At 60.5% G+C, this 18,618-nt stretch carries 13 protein-coding genes and 1 pseudogene; 8 read left to right on the top strand and 6 right to left on the bottom strand.

Annotated features, from left to right (window positions below; all coding sequences use genetic code 11):
• From L904_RS08315 to L904_RS08300, 4 genes are all read right to left on the bottom strand, one after another.
• Positions 1-1,497 (bottom strand): DEAD/DEAH box helicase, encoded by a 1,497-nt coding sequence (locus tag L904_RS08315; protein ID WP_003520451.1) that lies wholly within the window; start codon positions 1,495-1,497, stop codon positions 1-3.
• A 219-nt stretch (positions 1,498-1,716) separates the two neighbouring features.
• Positions 1,717-3,015 carry a M23 family metallopeptidase gene (locus tag L904_RS08310; protein WP_020810867.1) on the bottom strand — a complete coding sequence of 433 codons (1,299 nt, stop codon included), beginning with the start codon at positions 3,013-3,015 and terminating at the stop codon, positions 1,717-1,719.
• Positions 3,016-3,094: 79 nt separating this feature from the next.
• On the bottom strand, positions 3,095-3,919 hold the full coding sequence (locus tag L904_RS08305; RefSeq protein WP_003522668.1) for a ferritin-like domain-containing protein: 825 nt from the start codon (positions 3,917-3,919) through the stop codon (positions 3,095-3,097).
• A 14-nt stretch (positions 3,920-3,933) separates the two neighbouring features.
• Entirely contained in the window at positions 3,934-4,401 is a 468-nt protein-coding gene (locus L904_RS08300) for a peroxiredoxin (protein ID WP_020810868.1), read from the bottom strand.
• 234 nt (positions 4,402-4,635) lie between these two features.
• On the opposite strand from L904_RS08300, the gene L904_RS08295 reads away from it, so the two are divergent.
• Positions 4,636-8,019 (top strand): DUF3971 domain-containing protein, encoded by a 3,384-nt coding sequence (locus L904_RS08295; protein WP_020810869.1) that lies wholly within the window; start codon positions 4,636-4,638, stop codon positions 8,017-8,019.
• A gap of 239 nt (positions 8,020-8,258) precedes the next feature.
• On the opposite strand, the pseudogene tyrS reads toward L904_RS08295, so the two are convergent.
• Positions 8,259-9,511 (bottom strand): annotated as a pseudogene (tyrS, locus tag L904_RS08290) (tyrosine--tRNA ligase).
• 148 nt (positions 9,512-9,659) lie between these two features.
• On the opposite strand from tyrS, the gene L904_RS08285 reads away from it, so the two are divergent.
• Entirely contained in the window at positions 9,660-10,784 is a 1,125-nt protein-coding gene (locus L904_RS08285; RefSeq protein ID WP_020812158.1) for an anhydro-N-acetylmuramic acid kinase, read from the top strand.
• Between the two features lie 237 nt (positions 10,785-11,021).
• On the opposite strand, the gene L904_RS08280 is transcribed toward L904_RS08285, so the two are convergent.
• Entirely contained in the window at positions 11,022-11,699 is a 678-nt protein-coding gene (locus L904_RS08280; RefSeq protein WP_035263309.1) for an alpha/beta hydrolase, read from the bottom strand.
• Positions 11,700-11,910: 211 nt separating this feature from the next.
• Here L904_RS08280 and L904_RS08275 point away from each other — a divergent pair, with 211 nt between their 5' ends.
• From L904_RS08275 to L904_RS08250, 6 genes are all read left to right on the top strand, one after another.
• Positions 11,911-13,080 carry a cysteine desulfurase family protein gene (locus tag L904_RS08275; protein ID WP_031233785.1) on the top strand — a complete coding sequence of 390 codons (1,170 nt, stop codon included), beginning with the start codon at positions 11,911-11,913 and terminating at the stop codon, positions 13,078-13,080.
• 197 nt (positions 13,081-13,277) lie between these two features.
• A complete protein-coding gene (gene sufB / locus L904_RS08270; RefSeq protein WP_020809911.1) occupies positions 13,278-14,747 on the top strand; it encodes a Fe-S cluster assembly protein SufB in 1,470 nt (489 codons plus the stop codon).
• 72 nt (positions 14,748-14,819) lie between these two features.
• Positions 14,820-15,575: a Fe-S cluster assembly ATPase SufC gene (gene sufC / locus L904_RS08265; RefSeq protein WP_003522658.1), complete on the top strand. Its 756-nt coding sequence runs from the start codon at positions 14,820-14,822 to the stop codon at positions 15,573-15,575.
• Positions 15,576-15,599: 24 nt separating this feature from the next.
• Positions 15,600-16,871, top strand: coding sequence for a Fe-S cluster assembly protein SufD (gene sufD / locus L904_RS08260; RefSeq protein WP_020809910.1), 1,272 nt, complete (start codon positions 15,600-15,602; stop codon positions 16,869-16,871).
• Positions 16,864-18,114 carry a cysteine desulfurase gene (locus L904_RS08255; RefSeq protein ID WP_020809909.1) on the top strand — a complete coding sequence of 417 codons (1,251 nt, stop codon included), beginning with the start codon at positions 16,864-16,866 and terminating at the stop codon, positions 18,112-18,114. Before sufD ends, L904_RS08255 begins: the two co-directional genes overlap by 8 nt.
• Before the next feature lie 38 nt (positions 18,115-18,152).
• Positions 18,153-18,536: an SUF system Fe-S cluster assembly protein gene (locus L904_RS08250; RefSeq protein ID WP_003522655.1), complete on the top strand. Its 384-nt coding sequence runs from the start codon at positions 18,153-18,155 to the stop codon at positions 18,534-18,536.
• Positions 18,537-18,618 lie beyond the last annotated feature (82 nt).

Here is an 18,618-nt window from a genome sequence, read left to right as displayed (position 1 = left end):
TCAGGCCTTGGCGTTGGCCACGATCAGCATGAAAGCGGGGATGTCGTCGCCGAAACCAACCGGTGTCGGGCCATCGTCGTGGTCGCGATAATGGCGGCGGCGGTCGCGGTTGTCGTCATTGGCGTGCAGCGGGTTGCGGCTGTTGCGGTCGGAATTGCGCGGGGTCTTTTCCTGCTTGCGTTCTGCTTTCACCTTGTCGTCTCCATGAGCCGCGATGTCCGTATCCGCAGCGGATTGTGCACCCTGATTGATGTTTTCGACCGGCGCTGCGTCGCGACGGTTGCGGTCGCGGCCCCTGCCGCCCCGTTCCTTGCCCCGGCGGCCGGAATTGCTTTCAAAGCTTTCCATCGGCGCGGGAAGGGTGGAGAGGTCACCGTTCTGCCACTCGATCTTTTCGCCGATCAGCTTTTCGATCGCGTCGAGATACTTCGTGTCGCTCCTGGTGACGATGGTGAAGGCCTTGCCCGAGCGGCCGGCACGACCGGTACGGCCGATGCGGTGGACATAGTCTTCCGAATGAATGGGAATATCGAAGTTGAAGACGTGGCTGACATCGGGGATGTCCAGGCCGCGTGCGGCAACGTCGGAGGCGACGAGCAGCTTCAGATTGCCGTCCTTGAAGTTCTGCAGCATCGTGGTGCGCGAACGCTGGTCCATGTCGCCATGCAACGCGCCAACGGAAAAACCGTGACGGTCGAGCGAGCGGAACAGGTCGGCCACATCCTTCTTGCGGTTGCAGAAGATGATGGCGTTCTTCAGTTCGGCTTCTTCGGCGCGGACGAGATCGCGCAGCACGGCGCGCTTTTCATAGTCCTTGTTGTGCGCAGCGACGATGCGCTGGGCAACGGTCTTTGCCGTGGAGGAGGGCTTGGCGACCTCGACACGGACGGGGTTCTGCAGGAACCGGTCGGCCAGCTTCTGGATTTCCGGCGGCATGGTGGCCGAGAAGAACAGCGTCTGCCGGGTAAACGGGATCATCTTGGCGATGCGCTCGATATCGGGAATGAAGCCCATATCCAGCATACGGTCGGCTTCGTCGATGACGAGGATTTCCACGCCGGTCATCAAAAGCTTGCCGCGCTCGCAATGGTCGAGAAGGCGGCCGGGGGTGCAGATCAGCACATCGGCGCCGCGCTCAAGCTTGCGGTCCTGGTCTTCGAAGGAAACGCCGCCGATGAGGAGCGCGACGTTCAGCTTGTGATTCTTGCCGTATTTCTCGAAGTTCTCCGCCACCTGCGCTGCCAGCTCACGGGTCGGCTCGAGGATCAGCGTGCGCGGCATTCTGGCGCGGGCGCGGCCCTTCTCGAGCAGGGTGAGCATCGGCAGAACGAAGGACGCGGTTTTGCCCGTGCCGGTCTGTGCGATACCGCAGATATCACGCTTTTCCAGCGCCGGCGGAATGGCGCCAGCCTGAATGGGTGTCGGCGTCGTGTAGCCGGCATCTGCAATAGCGGAAAGAACTTTTTGGCTCAGGCCAAGATCAGAGAATGTTGTCAAAGGAAGAACTTTTTCCGTTCTGGTTCGGTAAGAACACCTGCGTGCCGCGACGGCACTTGCAAAGACTTGGCGCGGGGATATGCCCAAATTGCCGGAAAGTCAAGGAAACAACGGGAAAAGCGCGCGAAACAGCGGGGTTCGGGCGGGGCTTCTGGGCCTTTGGTGCAGATTTCAGCGATTTATCGTAAAAAGCGCAAAAAAAGCATTAAAATCGGGCTGCTATTTTAAATAGGTTTTGAGTTCCGTTCCGGCGATCAGGAACCGCATGGGATCGACCGGCGTATCGTTGCGGCGCACCTCATAATGCACGTGCGGACCGGTGGAGCGACCGGTGCTGCCGGCGCGGCCGATGATGTCGCCGGCCTCGACCCTGTCGCCGGCTTTCACCAGAATGGCGGAGAGATGGCCGAATCGCGTCGAGACGCCCTGGCCGTGATCGATCTCGACCATATTGCCGTAGCCGCCGGAATTTTCCGCGACCGTCACCTTGCCCGCGCCGGTGGATTTGACGTCAGCCCCGGTTTCGGCGCGAAAATCGATACCGGTATGCAGCGCCGGGCGGCCGAGAAACGGATCCATCCGGTTGCCGAATCGGCTGGTGATCGCCCGGCCGGGGGCCGGGTTGCCGAAGGGCAGGTTGGTCGCGGTTTCCTTGACGATGTCGAGCCGGTTCAGCGCATTGTCGAGATTGGTGAGCGACAGGTTGAAAGGATCGGTGTCACCGCGCTGGGGATCGGCATAGGGGCCGCCTATGTCGTCATTGCCATTCTCTTCGATTTTCAGGCCCGCCTGCCGGATGATGTCCTGCATCGCATTCGCCTTGTCCTCGGCGTCGCTGGTCAGTCTGGCGATGCGCGATATCTGCTGGCGTTCGATATCCTTCAGCGACAGGGTCACCTTGGAAAACACCCGGTCGGCGCGGTCGGATGGCGTTTCGCCGGCTTCGGGTACATAGGCGGCGCGTCTGTCCGATGCGGCGGGCTTTTCCGCCTGCGGTTTGCGTGGCGTCATCAGCTTTTCAATGGCCGAAAGGCCGCCGGAAAGGTCGGCGCGTTTTTCCGGCGCCATGGCGTTCGAAAGAGACGAGGGCGCGGCCGGGGAGGCGGCGATGCCGGAGTTCTCGGCGCGTTCCAGCAATTCGCTCATGCGGCCGTGCCGCGAGGTCAGCGCCGCCTGCTGTTCCAGCAGCTTTTCCACTTTCTTTTCAACGACCTGCTGATCGAGCAACTGCCGGGAGGTGACGCGGTCCACCTGGGCTCTCAGCGCTGCGATGCGGTCTTCATAGTCGTTCTGCATGCGGGTCTGCCGCGCCATGGTCGCGCCGATCAGGTCGTCACGCAAAATGAGATAGCCTGTGGCTCCGAGATAACCGAGCGAGAAAAGGCCGATCGTGCAGCCGGCAAGCGCCGCCATCCACGGACGGATGGTCATATGCCGCACCCTGTCGCCGCGCGCGAGAATGAGCACGTGCGGCTCACGCTTTTTGCCGAATACCCGGTTTTCCGCCGTATCAGTCACAATCTCTCTCCGGACTGGCCGATTTCTTAAGGGAAATCATAATTCGTTAAGGTTAACGAAGTTTTGCCGGAGAGGTCGGCTATTGGCTGACGGATGTGAGCGAGCGATAAAAGGAGGGCGTCAGGCCGGCTTCGGCGCGGGCAATGTCGTTGAAGGGCGGTTTCAAAGGGCCGCGGAAATTGGCGCGCACCAGCTGCCTGAAGGTCGCGGCCGGGTCCTTCTTTTCACGCGCGCACAGGAACCGGAACCATTTCGCGCCGATGGCGACATGGCCCTTTTCGTCATTATAGATGACATCGAGAACGGCAGCGCTTTCAAGATCGCCTGTCTCGCGCATCTTCGCCTGCAGGGAAGGGGTGACGTCCAGCCCGCGCGCTTCCAGGATGAGCGGGACGACGGCGAGCCGTGCGGTGAGATCGTTGCGGGTGGAATGCGCGGCCTGCCAGAGCCCGTCATGGGCCGGCAGGTCGCCATAGTCTGCGCCGAGGCTTCTCAGCCTGTCCCGCACCAGCCGGAAATGTTTCGCCTCCTCGAAGGCGACCTGCATCCAACCGTCGAAAAAGGAATGCGGCACCGGCTCGCTGGCATAACGGGCGACGATATCGAGCGCGAGATCGACGGCGTTGAGTTCGATATGGGCTATGGCGTGCAGCAGCGCGATGCGGCCCTTGATGCTGTGAAGGGAGCGGCGTTCCACGGCGGTTGGCGGCACGAGTTCCGGCTTCTCGGGCCTGCCCGGCCGCTCAGGCAGCGGCGGGTCGAGCGGCGAGCGCAGCGACAGGCGGCGCTCGAACCAGCGTGTCGCCGTTTCCTGCGCGAGCGCGGTCTTTCTGTCGAGATCGGCGCTCACGATGGCATCCGTCGCGCCACCTCGCAGCGAGATGATTTTGAACGGGGGCGTCACGACGGGTTGGTCCCTCAGAGCTTCTTCACAGCCTCGAGAACGGCCTGGGCGTGGCCCGCGACTTTCACCTTGTTCCAGATTTCCGCGATTTTTCCATCCGGGGCAACGAGGACGGTCGTGCGTTCGACGCCCATGTATTTTTTCCCATACATGCTTTTTTCCTTCCAGACGCCATAGGCTTCCAGAACCTTCCTCTCCTCGTCGGAAGCGAGCATGACGGAAAGGGAATGTTTTGCCGCAAACTTGTCGTGGCTTTTGACGCTGTCGGGCGAAATGCCGATGACGACGGCGTTGGCTGCCTCGAATTCGCCGCCCAGCGCGCTGAAGTCGATGGCTTCTGCGGTGCAGCCGGAAGTATCGTCCTTCGGGTAGAAATAGAGGATGACGGCCTTGCCTTGCAGTTTGGACAATGTCACCGTCCCTTCACCGTTGCGGGGCAAAGTAAAATCGGGAGCCGGGCCGCCAATCGTCAAGTCTGTCATAATCTACCTTTCTTTCGCCGGGATGTTGAGGGAAAGTCGCCACATTCGATATATAGCGAAACCGCGCGTCGTCCAGATCACTATTTAGATTTCAGGTCGAAACGATCTTAAATCTCAATCGTTATCTGGGCTAAAGAATTAAAGCGGGATTCCGGACGAAAACCGCTTACACTTTTCGCCATCCCACTTCGGTGTTGCGGCGAAACAAAGCTATTCAAGGGCAAACACGGGCGTATGGCTGAAGTAAGGGGTGAAAAGGTCAAGTTCGGCAGACGCGATATCATTGCGCTGCACGATCTTCCTTCGGCGCAGGCCGAGGATCCCATCATCGTGCATTGCCCGGCGCCGCGCTCCATGGTGCGCGCCTTCATCAAGATTTTCGCAGCGCTTTTCGTGCTGGCCTTCCTGTCCATCGGCGGCATCATTCTTTCCGTCGAGACGGGATCGATCGATGCGACGCTTTCCAGCCAGGCGCAACAGGCGCTGGAAAGGGCGCTCGGCCCCCATTACAGCGCGCGGATCGGCTCCTCGGCGATCAGGTTTTCCACCGGGCTGCGCCTTGCGCTGGTGGCGGAGGACGTGGATATCATCGAGAAGGAATCCGGCCAGCATATGAGCCGGGCGCGGGCAATCGGCATGGCGCTCGATCCGCTTGCGCTTCTTACCGGCCGCGTCTCGGTGGAGAGCCTCGAGGCCGACGGGATGGAGCTCGATACGGCGCTTTTGCCCAAGGGTAACGGGTTCGATCTCGCCAGCGTCAAGCTCGACGCCGTGCCGCAGCAATTGCAGGAGGCCTTTGGGCAGCTCGACAAGCTCGCTCAGGCTTTTCTGAGCAGCGGCACCGAGGAAATCGATATTTCCAGCGTTTCGGTTCACCTGCCGCCCGGAGAGTTGGGCAAGCCGCGCACCGTCGAAGTGCGCGAATTGTCGCTGACGCCCGATCAGCAGGGCGGATATTCGCTCGATGGAGAAACGCTGTTTAACGGTGAAATTGCCAGCGTGTCGCTGCAGACTTCGGGATCGGGTGGCCGGATAGACGGTTTTGAAGCCCGCATCGACGGTTTCGATATCGGCCCGTTTCTTGAGAAATACGATCCCGACGGGAATCTCCATGAAGGCCTGAACGTCAAGACGGGTATCAATATTGTCGCTCGGCGCGCCATGGAAGGGCAGGAGCCACGGCTGGAGATTTCGCTCGGCCTCGGCAATGGAACGCTGATGATCGGCGGTGAGTCCCAGACCTTTACGGCTGGCAATGTCCATGCGCGTTATGACTTTGCCAAAAGCACCCTTGTCATCGATAATTCGCGGCTGGAGCTCGGGCGGACAATTCTTCCGGTCGCCGGTGAAATCAGCGATACGGAAGACGGTTTCGGCCTTTCGCTGCGGATCGACAACGCCGTTGCTTCGTCCGAAGCTTCGGGCGAGGCGCCGGTTCCTTTCAGCCTGAAGGCGGACGGGCATTTTACGGCGGCGACGAAGCAGCTCGACGTTCCCTCGCTTTACGTGACAGGCCCGCTCGGAGACATGGCGGGATCGCTGAAAATCCGGTTCGGCCAGGGGTCGCCGGAAATCAGTTTCGGCGGGCAGATTCCGAAGATGGAGGCCACGGCGGTCAAGCAGCTCTGGCCGTTCTGGATGGCGCACAAGCCGCGTGACTGGGTGGTGTCCAATCTCTACGGCGGCACCGTCACCAATGGCTCAATCGCGATCTTCATCCCGCAGGGACGGATGTGCGGCCCCGGCTGCCCGCTGGTGCTCGGCGAAAGCGAAATGCAGATCCGTTTCGATATCGACGATACGCGTCTCAACACCACCGGCGACATTCCGCCGTTGCGCGATGTCGATGCGCATTTCGATCTCGTCGGCGGCAAGATGGCCGTCGATATCAAGCGGGGGACATCCTATTTCCCGTCGAACCGGTCGCTTGCGCTGGAAAACAGCCGTTTTCTCATTTCCGCTGTTTACGACAAGCCGCTGCTCGGAAATCTCGAACTGAACGTTTCGGGCTCGGCCGATGCCGTGGCCGAGCTTGCGGCGCTCAAACCCATCAATGCGCTCAAGGATACGCAGTTCAAGCCCGAGGATTTCACCGGCGATGTCAAGGCCCATGCTAACCTGACCGTTGGCCTGCTTTCCAGCCATAATCCGCCTCCGCCGGTGTGGACGGCCGATCTCGATCTGAAGAACCTGTCGCTGACCAAACCCTTTGCGGGCCACAAGGTGACTGCGCTCGACGGTTTCATGACGCTGGACGACCGCCAGCTCAAACTGGAGGGCAGGGGCCGCGTGGACGACGTGCCGATGGATATCGTGATGACGGAGCCGGTGCGCAAGAACAGCGATATCGCGCCGACGCTGTCGCTGAAGGCAAGCCTGAACGAAACGCAGGTTGCCAAGCTCGCTCCGGAACTTTCCACGGTCCTCGGCGGCACGACGGCGATTGAAATCGACGGCGCCGACCCGAAACGCCAGGATATCCGGCTCGATCTGACCAAGGCGTCGATCATTCTGCCGGGGCTCGGCTGGAGCAAGGGCATCGGCATTCCCGCCAGCGCCACCTTCACCATGGAAATGGGAGACGGGCGCACGACGATCAGCGACTTCTCGCTCGACGGCGACGGCTTCGGCGCTGCCGGCGATATCGCCTTCAGCAAGAACGGGCTGATTTCAGCCGATCTCAGTCGCGTGCAGCTTTCGCCCTCCGATAATTACGCCGTTTCGGTCGCCGCTTCGAAGAACGGCTATATCATCAACGCATCGGGGAAATCCGCCGATGTCAGGCCTTTCCTCTCGAAGCTTCGCAGCTCTTCCGGCAGCGGTGACGGGACGTCGCGTTCGCAGCCATCCCTTGCCATCAAGACGCAATTCGACAAGGTCTATGGGTTCAACGATGAAATCCTTGCCAATGTCAGTTCCGATGTCAGCGTGCGGGACGGCAAGGTCCGCTCCATCGATTTCCGTGGCGTCACGGGCAACGGCCAGGCGGTGGTGGCGCAGACCGTCAATCGCGGGGCGACGGGAACCGTGACGCTGACCAGCAGCGATGCGGGGTCGCTCGCCCGTTTCGCCAATATCTACAGCCGCATTCGCGGCGGCCTTCTCAACCTTGCGCTGACGACCTCCAATGGCAGCGACTGGAGCGGATCGCTCGACCTGCGCAATTTCGCCGTCGTCAACGAAGCCAAGCTGCAGGATATCGTCGCCACGCCGACGGGCGAGGACGGCAGGAGCCTCAACAATGCGGTGCGCCGCAATATCGATGTCAGCTCGGAAAAATTCCAGCGCGGCTTTGCCCGGCTGGTTTATGTCAACGGTTCGGTGGCGGTGGAAAACGGCGTCGTGCGCGGCGAGCAGATCGGCGCGACCTTCCAGGGGCTGCTGAAGGACCAGAGCGGCCGCATGGACATGACCGGCACCTTCATGCCCGCCTATGGGTTGAACCGGCTGTTCGGCGAGCTACCCTTCATCGGCATCTTCCTCGGCAATGGCCGCGACCGGGGGTTGCTCGGCATCACCTTCAAGCTCTCCGGCCAGACGGACCAGCCGAAGCTGACGATCAATCCGCTGTCGCTGATCGCGCCGGGCGTCTTCCGGCAGATTTTCGAATTTCAGTGAATGGAGCGTCGCAAAGCCTGGCGCAAGCGGCTGTTTGGCGAGAACGGGTGCACCCGCACTCCGTCACCCCGGACCTGATCCGGGGTCCAGTGCGATCAAGTCCTTGATCGCGCGAGAGCCCTTTCACGGCGCAGACGCGCCGTGGCTGGATGCCGGATCTAGTCCGGCATGACGGAAGTGGGGGTATAGGCGCATCGAGGACCGCTTTCGCAGTCCTCGACACGATGTTTTTGTAAGTCTTACGCCGGGCGAACCAGAACGTGCTTCTTCTTGCCGACCGACAGCTTGATGACGCCGTCGCCGGTGATTTCACCGGAACCGACCGTCTGGCGCTCATCCGAAACGCCGATGTCGTTGATCTTCACCGCACCGCCCTGAACGTGGCGGCGGGCCTCGCCGTTCGAGCCGGCGAGACCGGCACGGACGATGAGCGAGAGAACGCCGAGGCCGGCATCGAGTTCGGATGTCGGAACCTCGATGAGGGCAGGTTTTCGGCGAGCGCACCTTCTTCGAAAGTCTTTCGCGCCGTCTCCGCTGCTTCTTCCGCAGCAGCGCGGCCATGCAGGATGGCCGTCACTTCGGTCGCGAGGATTTTCTTCGCCTCGTTGATCTCCGATCCGCCAAGGGCGGCGATACGGGCGATCTCATCCATCGGCAGCGTGGTGAAGAGTTTCGAAAAGCGAACCACGTCCGCATCTTCCGTGTTGCGCCAGTATTGCCAGAAATCATAGACCGGCAGCAGGTCCTTGTTCAGCCATACCGCGCCGGAAGCGGACTTGCCCATTTTCGCACCGGAAGAGGTGGTCAGAAGCGGCGAAGTCAGCGCGTAAAGTTGCGGTGTCCCCATGCGGTGACCGAGATCGATGCCGTTGATGATGTTGCCCCACTGGTCCGAGCCGCCCATCTGCAGGCGGCAGCCGGTGCGCTGGTTCAGCTCCACGAAATCGTAGGCCTGCAGGATCATGTAGTTGAATTCGAGGAAGGACAGCGATTGTTCGCGGTCGAGGCGCGTCTTCACGCTGTCGAAGGACAGCATGCGGTTGACCGAGAAATGGCGGCCGACATCGCGCAGGAATTCGAGATAGTTCAGACCACGCAGCCAGTCGGCATTGTTGATCATCAGCGCCGGATTGTTGGCGCGGTCATAATCGAGGTAATTGGCGAAGACATGCTTGAGCGAGGTGATGTTGTCCTCGATCATGTCGATCGTCATCAGCTTGCGGGCCTCTTCCTTGAAGGAGGGATCGCCGACCATGCCGGTGCCGCCACCCATCAGCGAGATCGGCTGGTGGCCGGTCTTCTGCATCCAGTGCAGCATCATGATCTGGGTGAGGTGGCCGACATGCAAACTCGAAGCCGTCGGGTCATAGCCGATATAGGCGGTCACGGTTTCCTTGGCGAACAGTTCGTCGAGACCTGCCTCATCGGAGATCTGGTGAATGAAGCCGCGCTCATCGAGCGTGCGGAGGAAATCGGACTTGAACCTGGACATAACCTTTTACTTTCTGGTTTGATCTTTGCGGCCATCGAAAACCAATGACCGTCGCGGCTTTATCATTGTTTTTTGAAATGTGCACCCGTTTCGGCCATGAATGTCGGGATTCACTCCATGATGATTCGTGATTGCAGGGGAGCGGCAGGTGGGCGAGGTCAAAACGGCAATCGGGCTGATGAGCGGCACATCGATGGACGGCATCGATATCGCCCTTTTGCGCACGGATGGCGAGAGCGTGGTTCGGCATGGGCCGAGTGGGTATTTCCCCTACGATCCGGGCCTGCGCGCCATCTGGCAGAAGGCATTGGTCACGGCCAAAGCTATTCGTGAACGACGCGAACGTCCCGGCGACCTAGTGGAGGCCGAGCGCAAGCTGACGCTTGCCCATGCGGCGGCGGTCAAATCCTTCCTCCATCGTCACCGGCTCCAGCCCGGCGATATCGATGTGATCGGTTTTCACGGCCAGACGGTGCTGCACCGGCCGGATGAGGCGTTGACCGTGCAGATCGGCGACGGCGCGCTTCTGGCCTCCGAAACCGGCATCGATGTGGTTTACGACATGCGGGCCAATGATATGGTGCATGGCGGGCAGGGTGCGCCGCTGATCCCGGCCTATCACATGGCGCTTTCCGCCAATCTGCCCGATGGGTTCGAAACGCCGACCGTCTTCGTCAATATCGGCGGTATCTCCAATCTCACCTATATCGGTGAGGCGGGGCGGCTTGCCGCTTTCGACAGTGGCCCCGGCAATATGCTGATCGACCAGTGGATCGAGGCGCATACGGGGAAAGCCTTCGACAAGGGCGGGAAGACGGCGGCGGGCGGCAGCGTCGTCGCGTCGCTGGTGGCGCGTTATATGGAAAGCCCGTTTTTTTCAGCCAATATCCGCCGGTCGCTGGACCGTAGCGATTTTGTGCCGCCGAAAAAGGGGGAGGTCTCGCTGGCGGATGGGGCGCGGACGCTGGCGCATCTGACGGGGGCGGCGATTCTGAAGTCGGCGAGCTATCTGCCGGAGGCGGCGAAGACCTATGTCGTTTGTGGCGGCGGGCGGCTCAATCCGGTGATCATGGCGGAGTTTGCAGACCTTGCCGCAAAGTCCGGAGCGCGGGTGATCGCGGCGGAAGAGGCGGGTTTCGATGGCGGGGCGATGGAGGCGGAGGCCTGGGCCTATCTGGCGGTGCGTTCGCTGAAGGGTTTGCCGCTGACCTATCCCGGGACGACGGGGGTGAAGGAGCCGGTGACGGGTGGGGTTTTGGTGCGATCACGTTAGACGGCGGAGGGTGCGGTTTACCCCCCTCTGCCCTGCCGGGCATCTCCCCCTCAAGGGGGGAGATCGAATCGGGGCGACCTATCGGCCACCTTGAACGTAGCAGCTCGGGCGAGGAGCAGGCGTCTAGCTGATCTCCCCCCTTGAGGGGGAGATGCCCGGCAGGGCAGAGGGGGGTAAACCGCACCCTCCGGCGATCATTTTAGAAAAATCGAGCCGCCCGCCAAGAGGCGCAGCCAATCACCGAATGCGCTTCGCCGCCGGTTCCGGCACCAGTTCGCCATTGAGGCGGCGGTCGAGATAGTCCTCGCATTCGCCCATCAGGTCGTCCACCTTGCCGTTGAAGAAGTGGTTGGCGCCGGGAACGGTGCGGTGGGTGATGAGGATGCCCTTCTGGGTCTTCAGCTTCTCCACCAGGCCGTTCACATCCTTCTCAGGCGCGACCTTGTCGGAATCGCCGTTGATGATGAGGCCCGACGACGGGCAGGGGGCGAGGAAGGAGAAGTCGTAGGTATTGGGCTGCGGCGCAATCGACATGAAGCCTTCGATTTCCGGGCGGCGCATCAGGAGCTGCATGCCGATCCAGGCGCCGAAGGAGTAACCCGCGACCCAGCAGCTTTTCGAATCGGGATGCAGGCTCTGCACCCAGTCGAGCGCGGAGGCGGCGTCGGAAAGCTCGCCCGCGCCATGGTCGAATTCGCCCTGGCTGCGGCCGATGGAGCGGAAATTGAACCGGAGCGTCGTGAAGCCGCGCTTCTGGAAAAGATAGAAGAGCTGATAAACGATCTGGTTGTTCATCGTGCCGCCAAACTGCGGGTGCGGATGAAGGATGATCGCTATCGGCGCGCTCTTTTCCTTGGAGGGTTGATAACGGCCTTCGAGGCGACCCGCAGGGCCGTTAAAGATGACTTCGGGCATTGGTACTCCGGTCGTGTTTTTTCATTCTCCAACCGCATTCTTCCGATGAGAAGACTTGACGAACTGTGTCATCTTTTCTAGAACGCAGTTTAGAATAATTCGAAACTTTGCGTGTGCTAAAGCACTCGGGTGGTGTCATAAGGCAAGCGCAACTGTAATTTCAAGAAAAATGCGTTTTGGCGCATTGAAGATTGGATGAAGCCTCATCGTCATGACGGTTTTGACGCGGACATATATGGACTGGAACGCGACGGCGCCGCTTTTGCCCGCCGTGCGCGATGTTCTCGTCTCCGCGCTCGATCTTGCCGGCAATCCGTCTTCCGTCCACCGGGAAGGGCGTGCCGCCCGCGCCGCCGTTGAGGGCGCCCGCCGCGAGGTTGCGGCACTTGTTAGCGCGCAGGCTGCCCACGTCACCTTCACCAGCGGCGCGACGGAAGCCGCCAATCTGGTGCTGACGCCTGAATTCAAGATGGGGCGCGCTCCAGTGCGCTATGGCCGTCTTTACGTCTCCGCTATCGAGCACCCCGCCTTTCGCGAAGGCGGCCGGTTCGGCAAGGCTGACGTTACGGAAATTCCCGTTACGTCAGCGGGTGTCATCGATCTTGCCGCACTTGAGGCGCTTCTGTCTTCGCATGATGCTTCCACCGGCCTGCCGATGGTTGCCTGCATGCTGGTGAACAATGAGACCGGCATCCTCCAACCGGTGGCGGAAACGGCGCGGCTGGTGCATGCGGCGGGTGGATTGATGGTGGTTGATGCCGTTCAGGCGGCAGGCCGGGTTCCGCTCGATATCAATGCGCTCGATGCCGATTTCCTTGTTGTCTCGTCCCACAAGCTCGGTGGCCCCAAGGGGGCTGGTGCTCTCATCTCGCGCGGCGAGGTGATGATGCCGAAGCCGCTGATCCATGGCGGCGGGCAGGAGAAGGGGCATCGTTCCGGCACGGAAAATACCCTGTCGGTCATTGGTTTTGGTGCCGCTGCCGCTGTGGCGGCCCGGAATCTCGAGATTGAAGTGGCGCGTCTTGCCGCTCTGCGGGCGCGGCTGGAAGACGGCATGCGGGTGAGCGCGCCTGACGTGATCATCCACGGCGAGGACGTTGCCCGCGTTGGCAATACCACGTTTTTCACCCTGCCGGGCCTGAAGGCGGAAACGGGGCAGATCGCTTTCGATATTGAAGGCATTGCGCTCTCTGCCGGTTCGGCCTGCTCATCCGGCAAGGTGGGGGAAAGCCATGTGCTGACGGCCATGGGGCGTGATCCCAAGCTTGGCGCACTGAGGATTTCCCTTGGCCATGCGACTGATGAGGCCGATATAGAACGGACGCTTGCGGCGTTTGCGAAAATTGCCGGGCGGCGCAGGCTTTCCGGTCAGGCCGCTTAAAATGCGGCAAAGAATTGCGGAATAGCAATTTTCCGCTTGCCGGGATGTGTGAAAAGCGCCATCCCGCACTTACATGGGTATAAGCTCCGCCCCGCTTAACGGCGCGGTGACATTGCCCGAAGATGGATAAGGCGGCTTTCCGCCTTGATACGTTGACAAGCCACCGGACCTTGGCTCCGGCGAGATTGGAGAACGACATGGCAGCGGTTCAGGAAACGATCGATCAGGTCCGCCAGATCGATGTGGACCAGTATAAATACGGCTTCGAAACCAATATCGAAGTCGACAAGGCCCCGAAGGGCCTTTCGGAAGAGGTGATCCGTTTCATCTCGGCCAAGAAGCAGGAGCCGGAATGGATGCTGGAATGGCGTCTTGAGGCTTACAAGCGCTGGCTGACGATGGAAGAGCCGACCTGGGCGCGCGTCAGCTACCCCAAGATCGACTTCAACGATCTCTATTATTATGCCGCGCCGAAGACCGCGCCCGGCCCGAAGTCGCTCGATGAAGTCGACCCGGAGCTTTTGAAGGTCTATGAGAAGCTCGGCATTCCGCTGAAGGAACAGGAAATCCTCGCCGGCGTCGAAAAGCGCCCGGTTGCGGTGGATGCCGTGTTCGACAGCGTCTCGGTTGTCACCACCTTCAAGGCGGAACTGGCGAAAGCCGGCGTCATCTTCATGTCGATTTCGGAAGCCGTGCGCGAGCATCCGGAACTGGTGAAGAAATATCTGGGCTCTGTCGTTCCGACGACGGACAATTTCTACGCGACGCTGAACTCGGCCGTCTTCACCGACGGTTCCTTCGTCTTCGTGCCGAAGGGCGTTCGGTGCCCGATGGAGCTTTCCACCTATTTCCGCATCAACGAGAAGAACACCGGCCAGTTCGAGCGCACGCTGATCATCGCCGAAGAGGGCGCCTACGTCTCCTATCTGGAAGGCTGCACGGCGCCGCAGCGCGACGAGAACCAGCTTCACGCCGCAGTGGTCGAGCTTGTGGCGCTCGACGATGCCGAAATCAAATATTCCACCGTCCAGAACTGGTATCCGGGCGACAAGGAAGGCAAGGGCGGTATCTACAACTTCGTGACCAAGCGTGGCGATTGCCGCGGCGACCGTTCGAAGATTTCGTGGACGCAGGTGGAAACCGGCTCGGCCATCACCTGGAAATACCCGTCCTGCATCCTGCGCGGCGATGACAGCCGTGGCGAGTTCTATTCGATCGCGGTTTCCAACGGCCATCAGCAGATCGATAGCGGCACCAAGATGATCCATCTCGGCAAGAACACGTCGAGCCGCATCATCGCCAAGGGCATCGCCGCCGGTTTCTCGGAAAACGTCTATCGCGGCCAGGTCTCGGCCCACCGCAAGGCGACCAACACGCGCAACTTCACGCAGTGCGACTCGCTCCTGATCGGCGACAAGTGCGGCGCGCATACGGTGCCCTATATCGAGGCGAAGAACTCGTCGGCGCATTTCGAGCACGAGGCAACGACGTCGAAGATTTCCGAAGACCAGCTGTTCTATTGCCTGCAGCGCGGCATTCCCGAAGAAGCGGCGATCGCGCTGATCGTCAACGGCTTCGTCAAGGAAGTCATTCAGGAACTGCCGATGGAGTTTGCCGTGGAAGCGCAGAAGCTGATCGGCATTTCGCTGGAAGGTTCGGTCGGCTGATCGTCACCCAGACACGCACTTGAGTGCGCGATGTTCGCGCACCTTCGCTCACACAATTCTTAGGATACATCCATGCTTGAAATCATCGACCTGCACGCAAAGATCGCCGATACCGAAACCGAGATCATCAAGGGCCTCAACCTGAAGGTTGCCGCTGGTGAAGTCGCCGCCATCATGGGCCCGAACGGTTCCGGCAAGTCGACGCTGTCCTACATCCTGTCGGGCCGCGAAGATTATGAAGTCACCTCTGGTGACATTCTCTATAACGGCGAAAGCATTCTGGAACTGGACGCCGCCGAGCGCGCCGCCAAGGGCATTTTCCTTGCCTTCCAGTATCCGGTTGAAATTCCCGGCGTCGCCACCATGCAGTTTCTGAAGGTTGCGATGAACGAGCAGCGCAAGGCGCGCGGCGAGTCCGAATTGACGACGCCGGACTTCATCCGTCGCGTCAAGGAAGCCGCCGGCGATCTGAAGATCGACATGGAGATGCTGAAGCGTCCGCTGAACGTCGGCTTTTCCGGCGGTGAGAAGAAGCGCGCTGAAATCCTGCAGATGGCGCTCTTGGAGCCGAAGCTCTGCGTTCTCGACGAAACCGATAGCGGTCTCGACATCGACGCGCTGAAGATCGTGGCTGACGGCGTCAACGCGCTGAAGTCGCCGGATCGCGCCACCGTCGTCATCACCCACTATCAGCGTCTGCTCGACTATATCGTGCCTGACAGCGTTCACGTTCTCTACAAGGGCAAGATCATCCGCTCGGGTGACAAGGCTTTGGCGCTGGAACTGGAAAACAACGGTTACGCCGACATCATCGGTGAAGCGGCCTAAGTCAAAGGCCAGGAGGTGATGTCCATGAACATTCAAGCTACCAACCGGCTGACGCCAGCGGAAACCGCGCTGGTCGACGCTTACACCGCCAAGTTCAGCGAATTGCCGGGCGACGGCGCTGTTGTTGCCGCGCGTGACGTGCTGTTCGACGATCTGAAGACCGGCGGTCTTCCGACCCGCCGCATCGAGGCGTGGCACTATACCGATCTGAAGAGCCTGCTGCGCGCCGTTCCGGAAGACCGGCCCGCGCCTGTTATCGAGAAGCTGGCGCCGACGGTTGCCGGCTCGCTGGTTGCCTATCTGCAGCATGGCACGGCCGATATCGGCAAGATCGAGGACGTCCGTGTTTCGCGTTTTGCCGAAAGCCTGCTCGACGGCTCCGCCGCCGCCGGCCTTGCTGAAGCCAGCAAGGATGACGCGATTGGCCGCATCAATGGTAGCTTCGTGCGCGATGGTCTGGTGCTCGAGATCCCGGCCGATGCCGAGATTGAGAAGCCGATCGAATTGCAGGCGGTCCATGGCGCAGGCCAGGTTCACAGCCGCTTCCCGATCCGTTTCGGCAAGGGCTCCAAGGCAACCGTCATCGAGCGTCACCTCTCGGTGACCCCTGATGCAGCCTTCGTTTCCTCCGTTACTGACATCGTCGTTGAAGACGGCGCGGAAGTGACCTGGATCATCCTGCAGCAACAAGGTGCGGCCGATATCCATCTTGGCCAGCTGCGCATGAAAATCGGTGCGAATGCCAAGATTCGCCTGTTCATTGTCAATGCCGGCGGCAAGCTGGTGCGGCAGGAACTGCGCATCGACGTGGAAGGCGAGGGCACGGACCTCATCGTTCGCGGCGTCAACCTGTTGGGTGGCGAAACCCATACCGACGTGACGATGGTTCTCGGCCACAACGTGCCGAACACGACCTCGACGGAAGTGTTCCGCAACGTGGTGTTCGACCGTGCAAAGGGCATTTTCCAGGGCATGATCCGGGTGGCGCCCGATGCCCAGAAGACCGACGCGAAGATGGCGTGCAATACGCTTCTGATGTCCGACGATGGCGAGTTCTCGGCTAAGCCGGAACTGGAAATCTTCGCTGACGACGTTCAGTGCGGCCATGGTGCGACGGTTGCCGATATCAGCGACAACCATCTCTATTACCTGATGGCGCGCGGCGTGCCGCGGGCAAAGGCGCGGGCGATGCTCGTCAACGCCTTCGTCGCCGAGATCGTTGAGGAACTGGAAGAAGAAAATCTGGTAGAGGCGCTGGAGACGATCATCTCCGGCTGGCTGGAACATCATGCCTGAGAGCGAACGCGCCGCAGTGGCGGCCCCTTATGACATCGAAGCCGTGCGGAAGGATTTTCCGATCCTGTCGCGCGAGGTCTATGGCAAGCCGCTGGTCTATCTCGACAACGGCGCGTCCGCTCAAAAACCGCAGGTGGTGATCGACGCCGTTTCGCATGCTTATGCCAATGAGTATGCGAATGTGCATCGCGGCCTGCATTTCCTCTCCAATGCCGCAACCGACGCCTATGAGGCGGCGCGCGAAAAGGTGCGCCGTTTCCTCAATGCCGGTTCGGTGGACGAGATCGTCTTCACCAAATCCTCAACGGAAGCGATCAATACGGTCGCTTACGGTTACGGCATGCCGAAGATCGGCGAGGGCGACGAGATCGTCATTTCGATCATGGAGCATCATTCCAACATCGTGCCGTGGCACTTCATTCGCGAACGGCAGGGTGCGAAGCTCGTCTGGGTGCCTGTGGACGATGACGGCGCGTTTCATATCGAGGCTTTCGAAAAAAGCCTGACGGAGCGCACCAAGCTCGTTGCCATCACCCATATGTCGAATGCGCTCGGCACCATCGTGCCGGTCAAGGAAATCTGCCGCATTGCCCATGAGCGTGGCATTCCGGTGTTGATCGACGGTTCGCAGGGCGCGGTTCACATGCCGGTCGATGTGCGCGATATCGATTGCGATTGGTATGTGATGACCGGCCACAAGCTTTACGGTCCCTCGGGCATCGGCGTGCTTTATGGCAAGGCTGACCGCTTGCGCGAGATGCGGCCGTTCCAGGGCGGTGGGGAGATGATCCTCGACGTTACCGAAGACAATGTGACCTATAACGAGCCGCCGCACCGTTTCGAAGCCGGCACGCCGCCCATCGTGCAGGCCATCGGCCTCGGTTACGCGCTGGATTACATGGACAATCTCGGCCGCGCCGCGATTGCAGCACACGAGGCCGATCTTGCGGCTTACGCTGCCGAGCGGTTGCGAGAGATCAATTCGCTGCGCATCATCGGCAATGCGCCTGACAAGGGCGGCATCTTCTCCTTCGAGCTTGAGGGCATTCACGCCCATGATGTCTCGATGGTAATCGACCGGCGCGGCGTTGCGGTACGTGCGGGCACCCATTGCGCCATGCCGCTCTTGAAACGCTTCGGCGTCACCTCCACATGCCGGGCATCGTTCGGCCTTTACAATACCCGCGCCGAAGTAGACTCTCTTGTTGAAGCGCTGGAATATGCGCGCAAATTTTTCGCCTGATATCGGGATTCTAGAGATCAGGATTGAGGTTTAAGACCATGACTGCCGAAGCCACTGCAAAGACCCAGGATGCGACCGAAGCTCAGGAAAAGGTTTCGACCATTCCGCCGGATGAGCTGGCACGCCTCAGCGACGACGTGATTGCGGCGCTGAAGACCGTCTACGACCCGGAAATTCCGGCCGATATCTTCGAACTCGGTCTCGTCTACAAGATCGACATCGAGGACGACCGGATGGTCAAGATCGTCATGACGCTGACGGCGCCCGGTTGCCCGGTGGCCGGTGAAATGCCGGGCTGGGTGGAAAATGCTGTCGGTGCCGTCGAGGGTGTTTCCGGTGTCGTGGTCGAAATGACCTTCGACCCGCCGTGGACGCCGGACCGCATGTCGGAAGAAGCACAGGTCGCTGTCGGCTGGTATTGACCTGATTTTGACGGGTGTCATCCCTTGATGACACTCTCAGGCGCTATTAGATTGAAATCCATAAGCATCGAGCCTTGAACTC

This window comes from Agrobacterium sp. LY4 (genome assembly GCF_001526585.1).
Classification (GTDB): Bacteria; Pseudomonadota; Alphaproteobacteria; order Rhizobiales; family Rhizobiaceae; genus Agrobacterium; species Agrobacterium leguminum.
Note: the sequence above shows the minus strand (reverse complement) of the source record. Positions and strands in the feature narration are given on the sequence as shown.

What these genes read in the sequence shown, in the direction of transcription:
- L904_RS08300 (WP_020810868.1), bottom strand. Translation starts at nt 4,401, where the DNA reads ATGACAGACTTGACGATTGGCGGCCCGGCTCCCGATTTTACTTTGCCC.
- L904_RS08295 (WP_020810869.1), top strand. Translation starts at nt 4,636, where the DNA reads ATGGCTGAAGTAAGGGGTGAAAAGGTCAAGTTCGGCAGACGCGATATC.
- L904_RS08280 (WP_035263309.1), bottom strand. Translation starts at nt 11,699, where the DNA reads ATGCCCGAAGTCATCTTTAACGGCCCTGCGGGTCGCCTCGAAGGCCGT.
- L904_RS08275 (WP_031233785.1), top strand. Translation starts at nt 11,911, where the DNA reads ATGACGGTTTTGACGCGGACATATATGGACTGGAACGCGACGGCGCCG.
- sufB (WP_020809911.1), top strand. Translation starts at nt 13,278, where the DNA reads ATGGCAGCGGTTCAGGAAACGATCGATCAGGTCCGCCAGATCGATGTG.
- sufC (WP_003522658.1), top strand. Translation starts at nt 14,820, where the DNA reads ATGCTTGAAATCATCGACCTGCACGCAAAGATCGCCGATACCGAAACC.
- sufD (WP_020809910.1), top strand. Translation starts at nt 15,600, where the DNA reads ATGAACATTCAAGCTACCAACCGGCTGACGCCAGCGGAAACCGCGCTG.
- L904_RS08255 (WP_020809909.1), top strand. Translation starts at nt 16,864, where the DNA reads ATGCCTGAGAGCGAACGCGCCGCAGTGGCGGCCCCTTATGACATCGAA.
- L904_RS08250 (WP_003522655.1), top strand. Translation starts at nt 18,153, where the DNA reads ATGACTGCCGAAGCCACTGCAAAGACCCAGGATGCGACCGAAGCTCAG.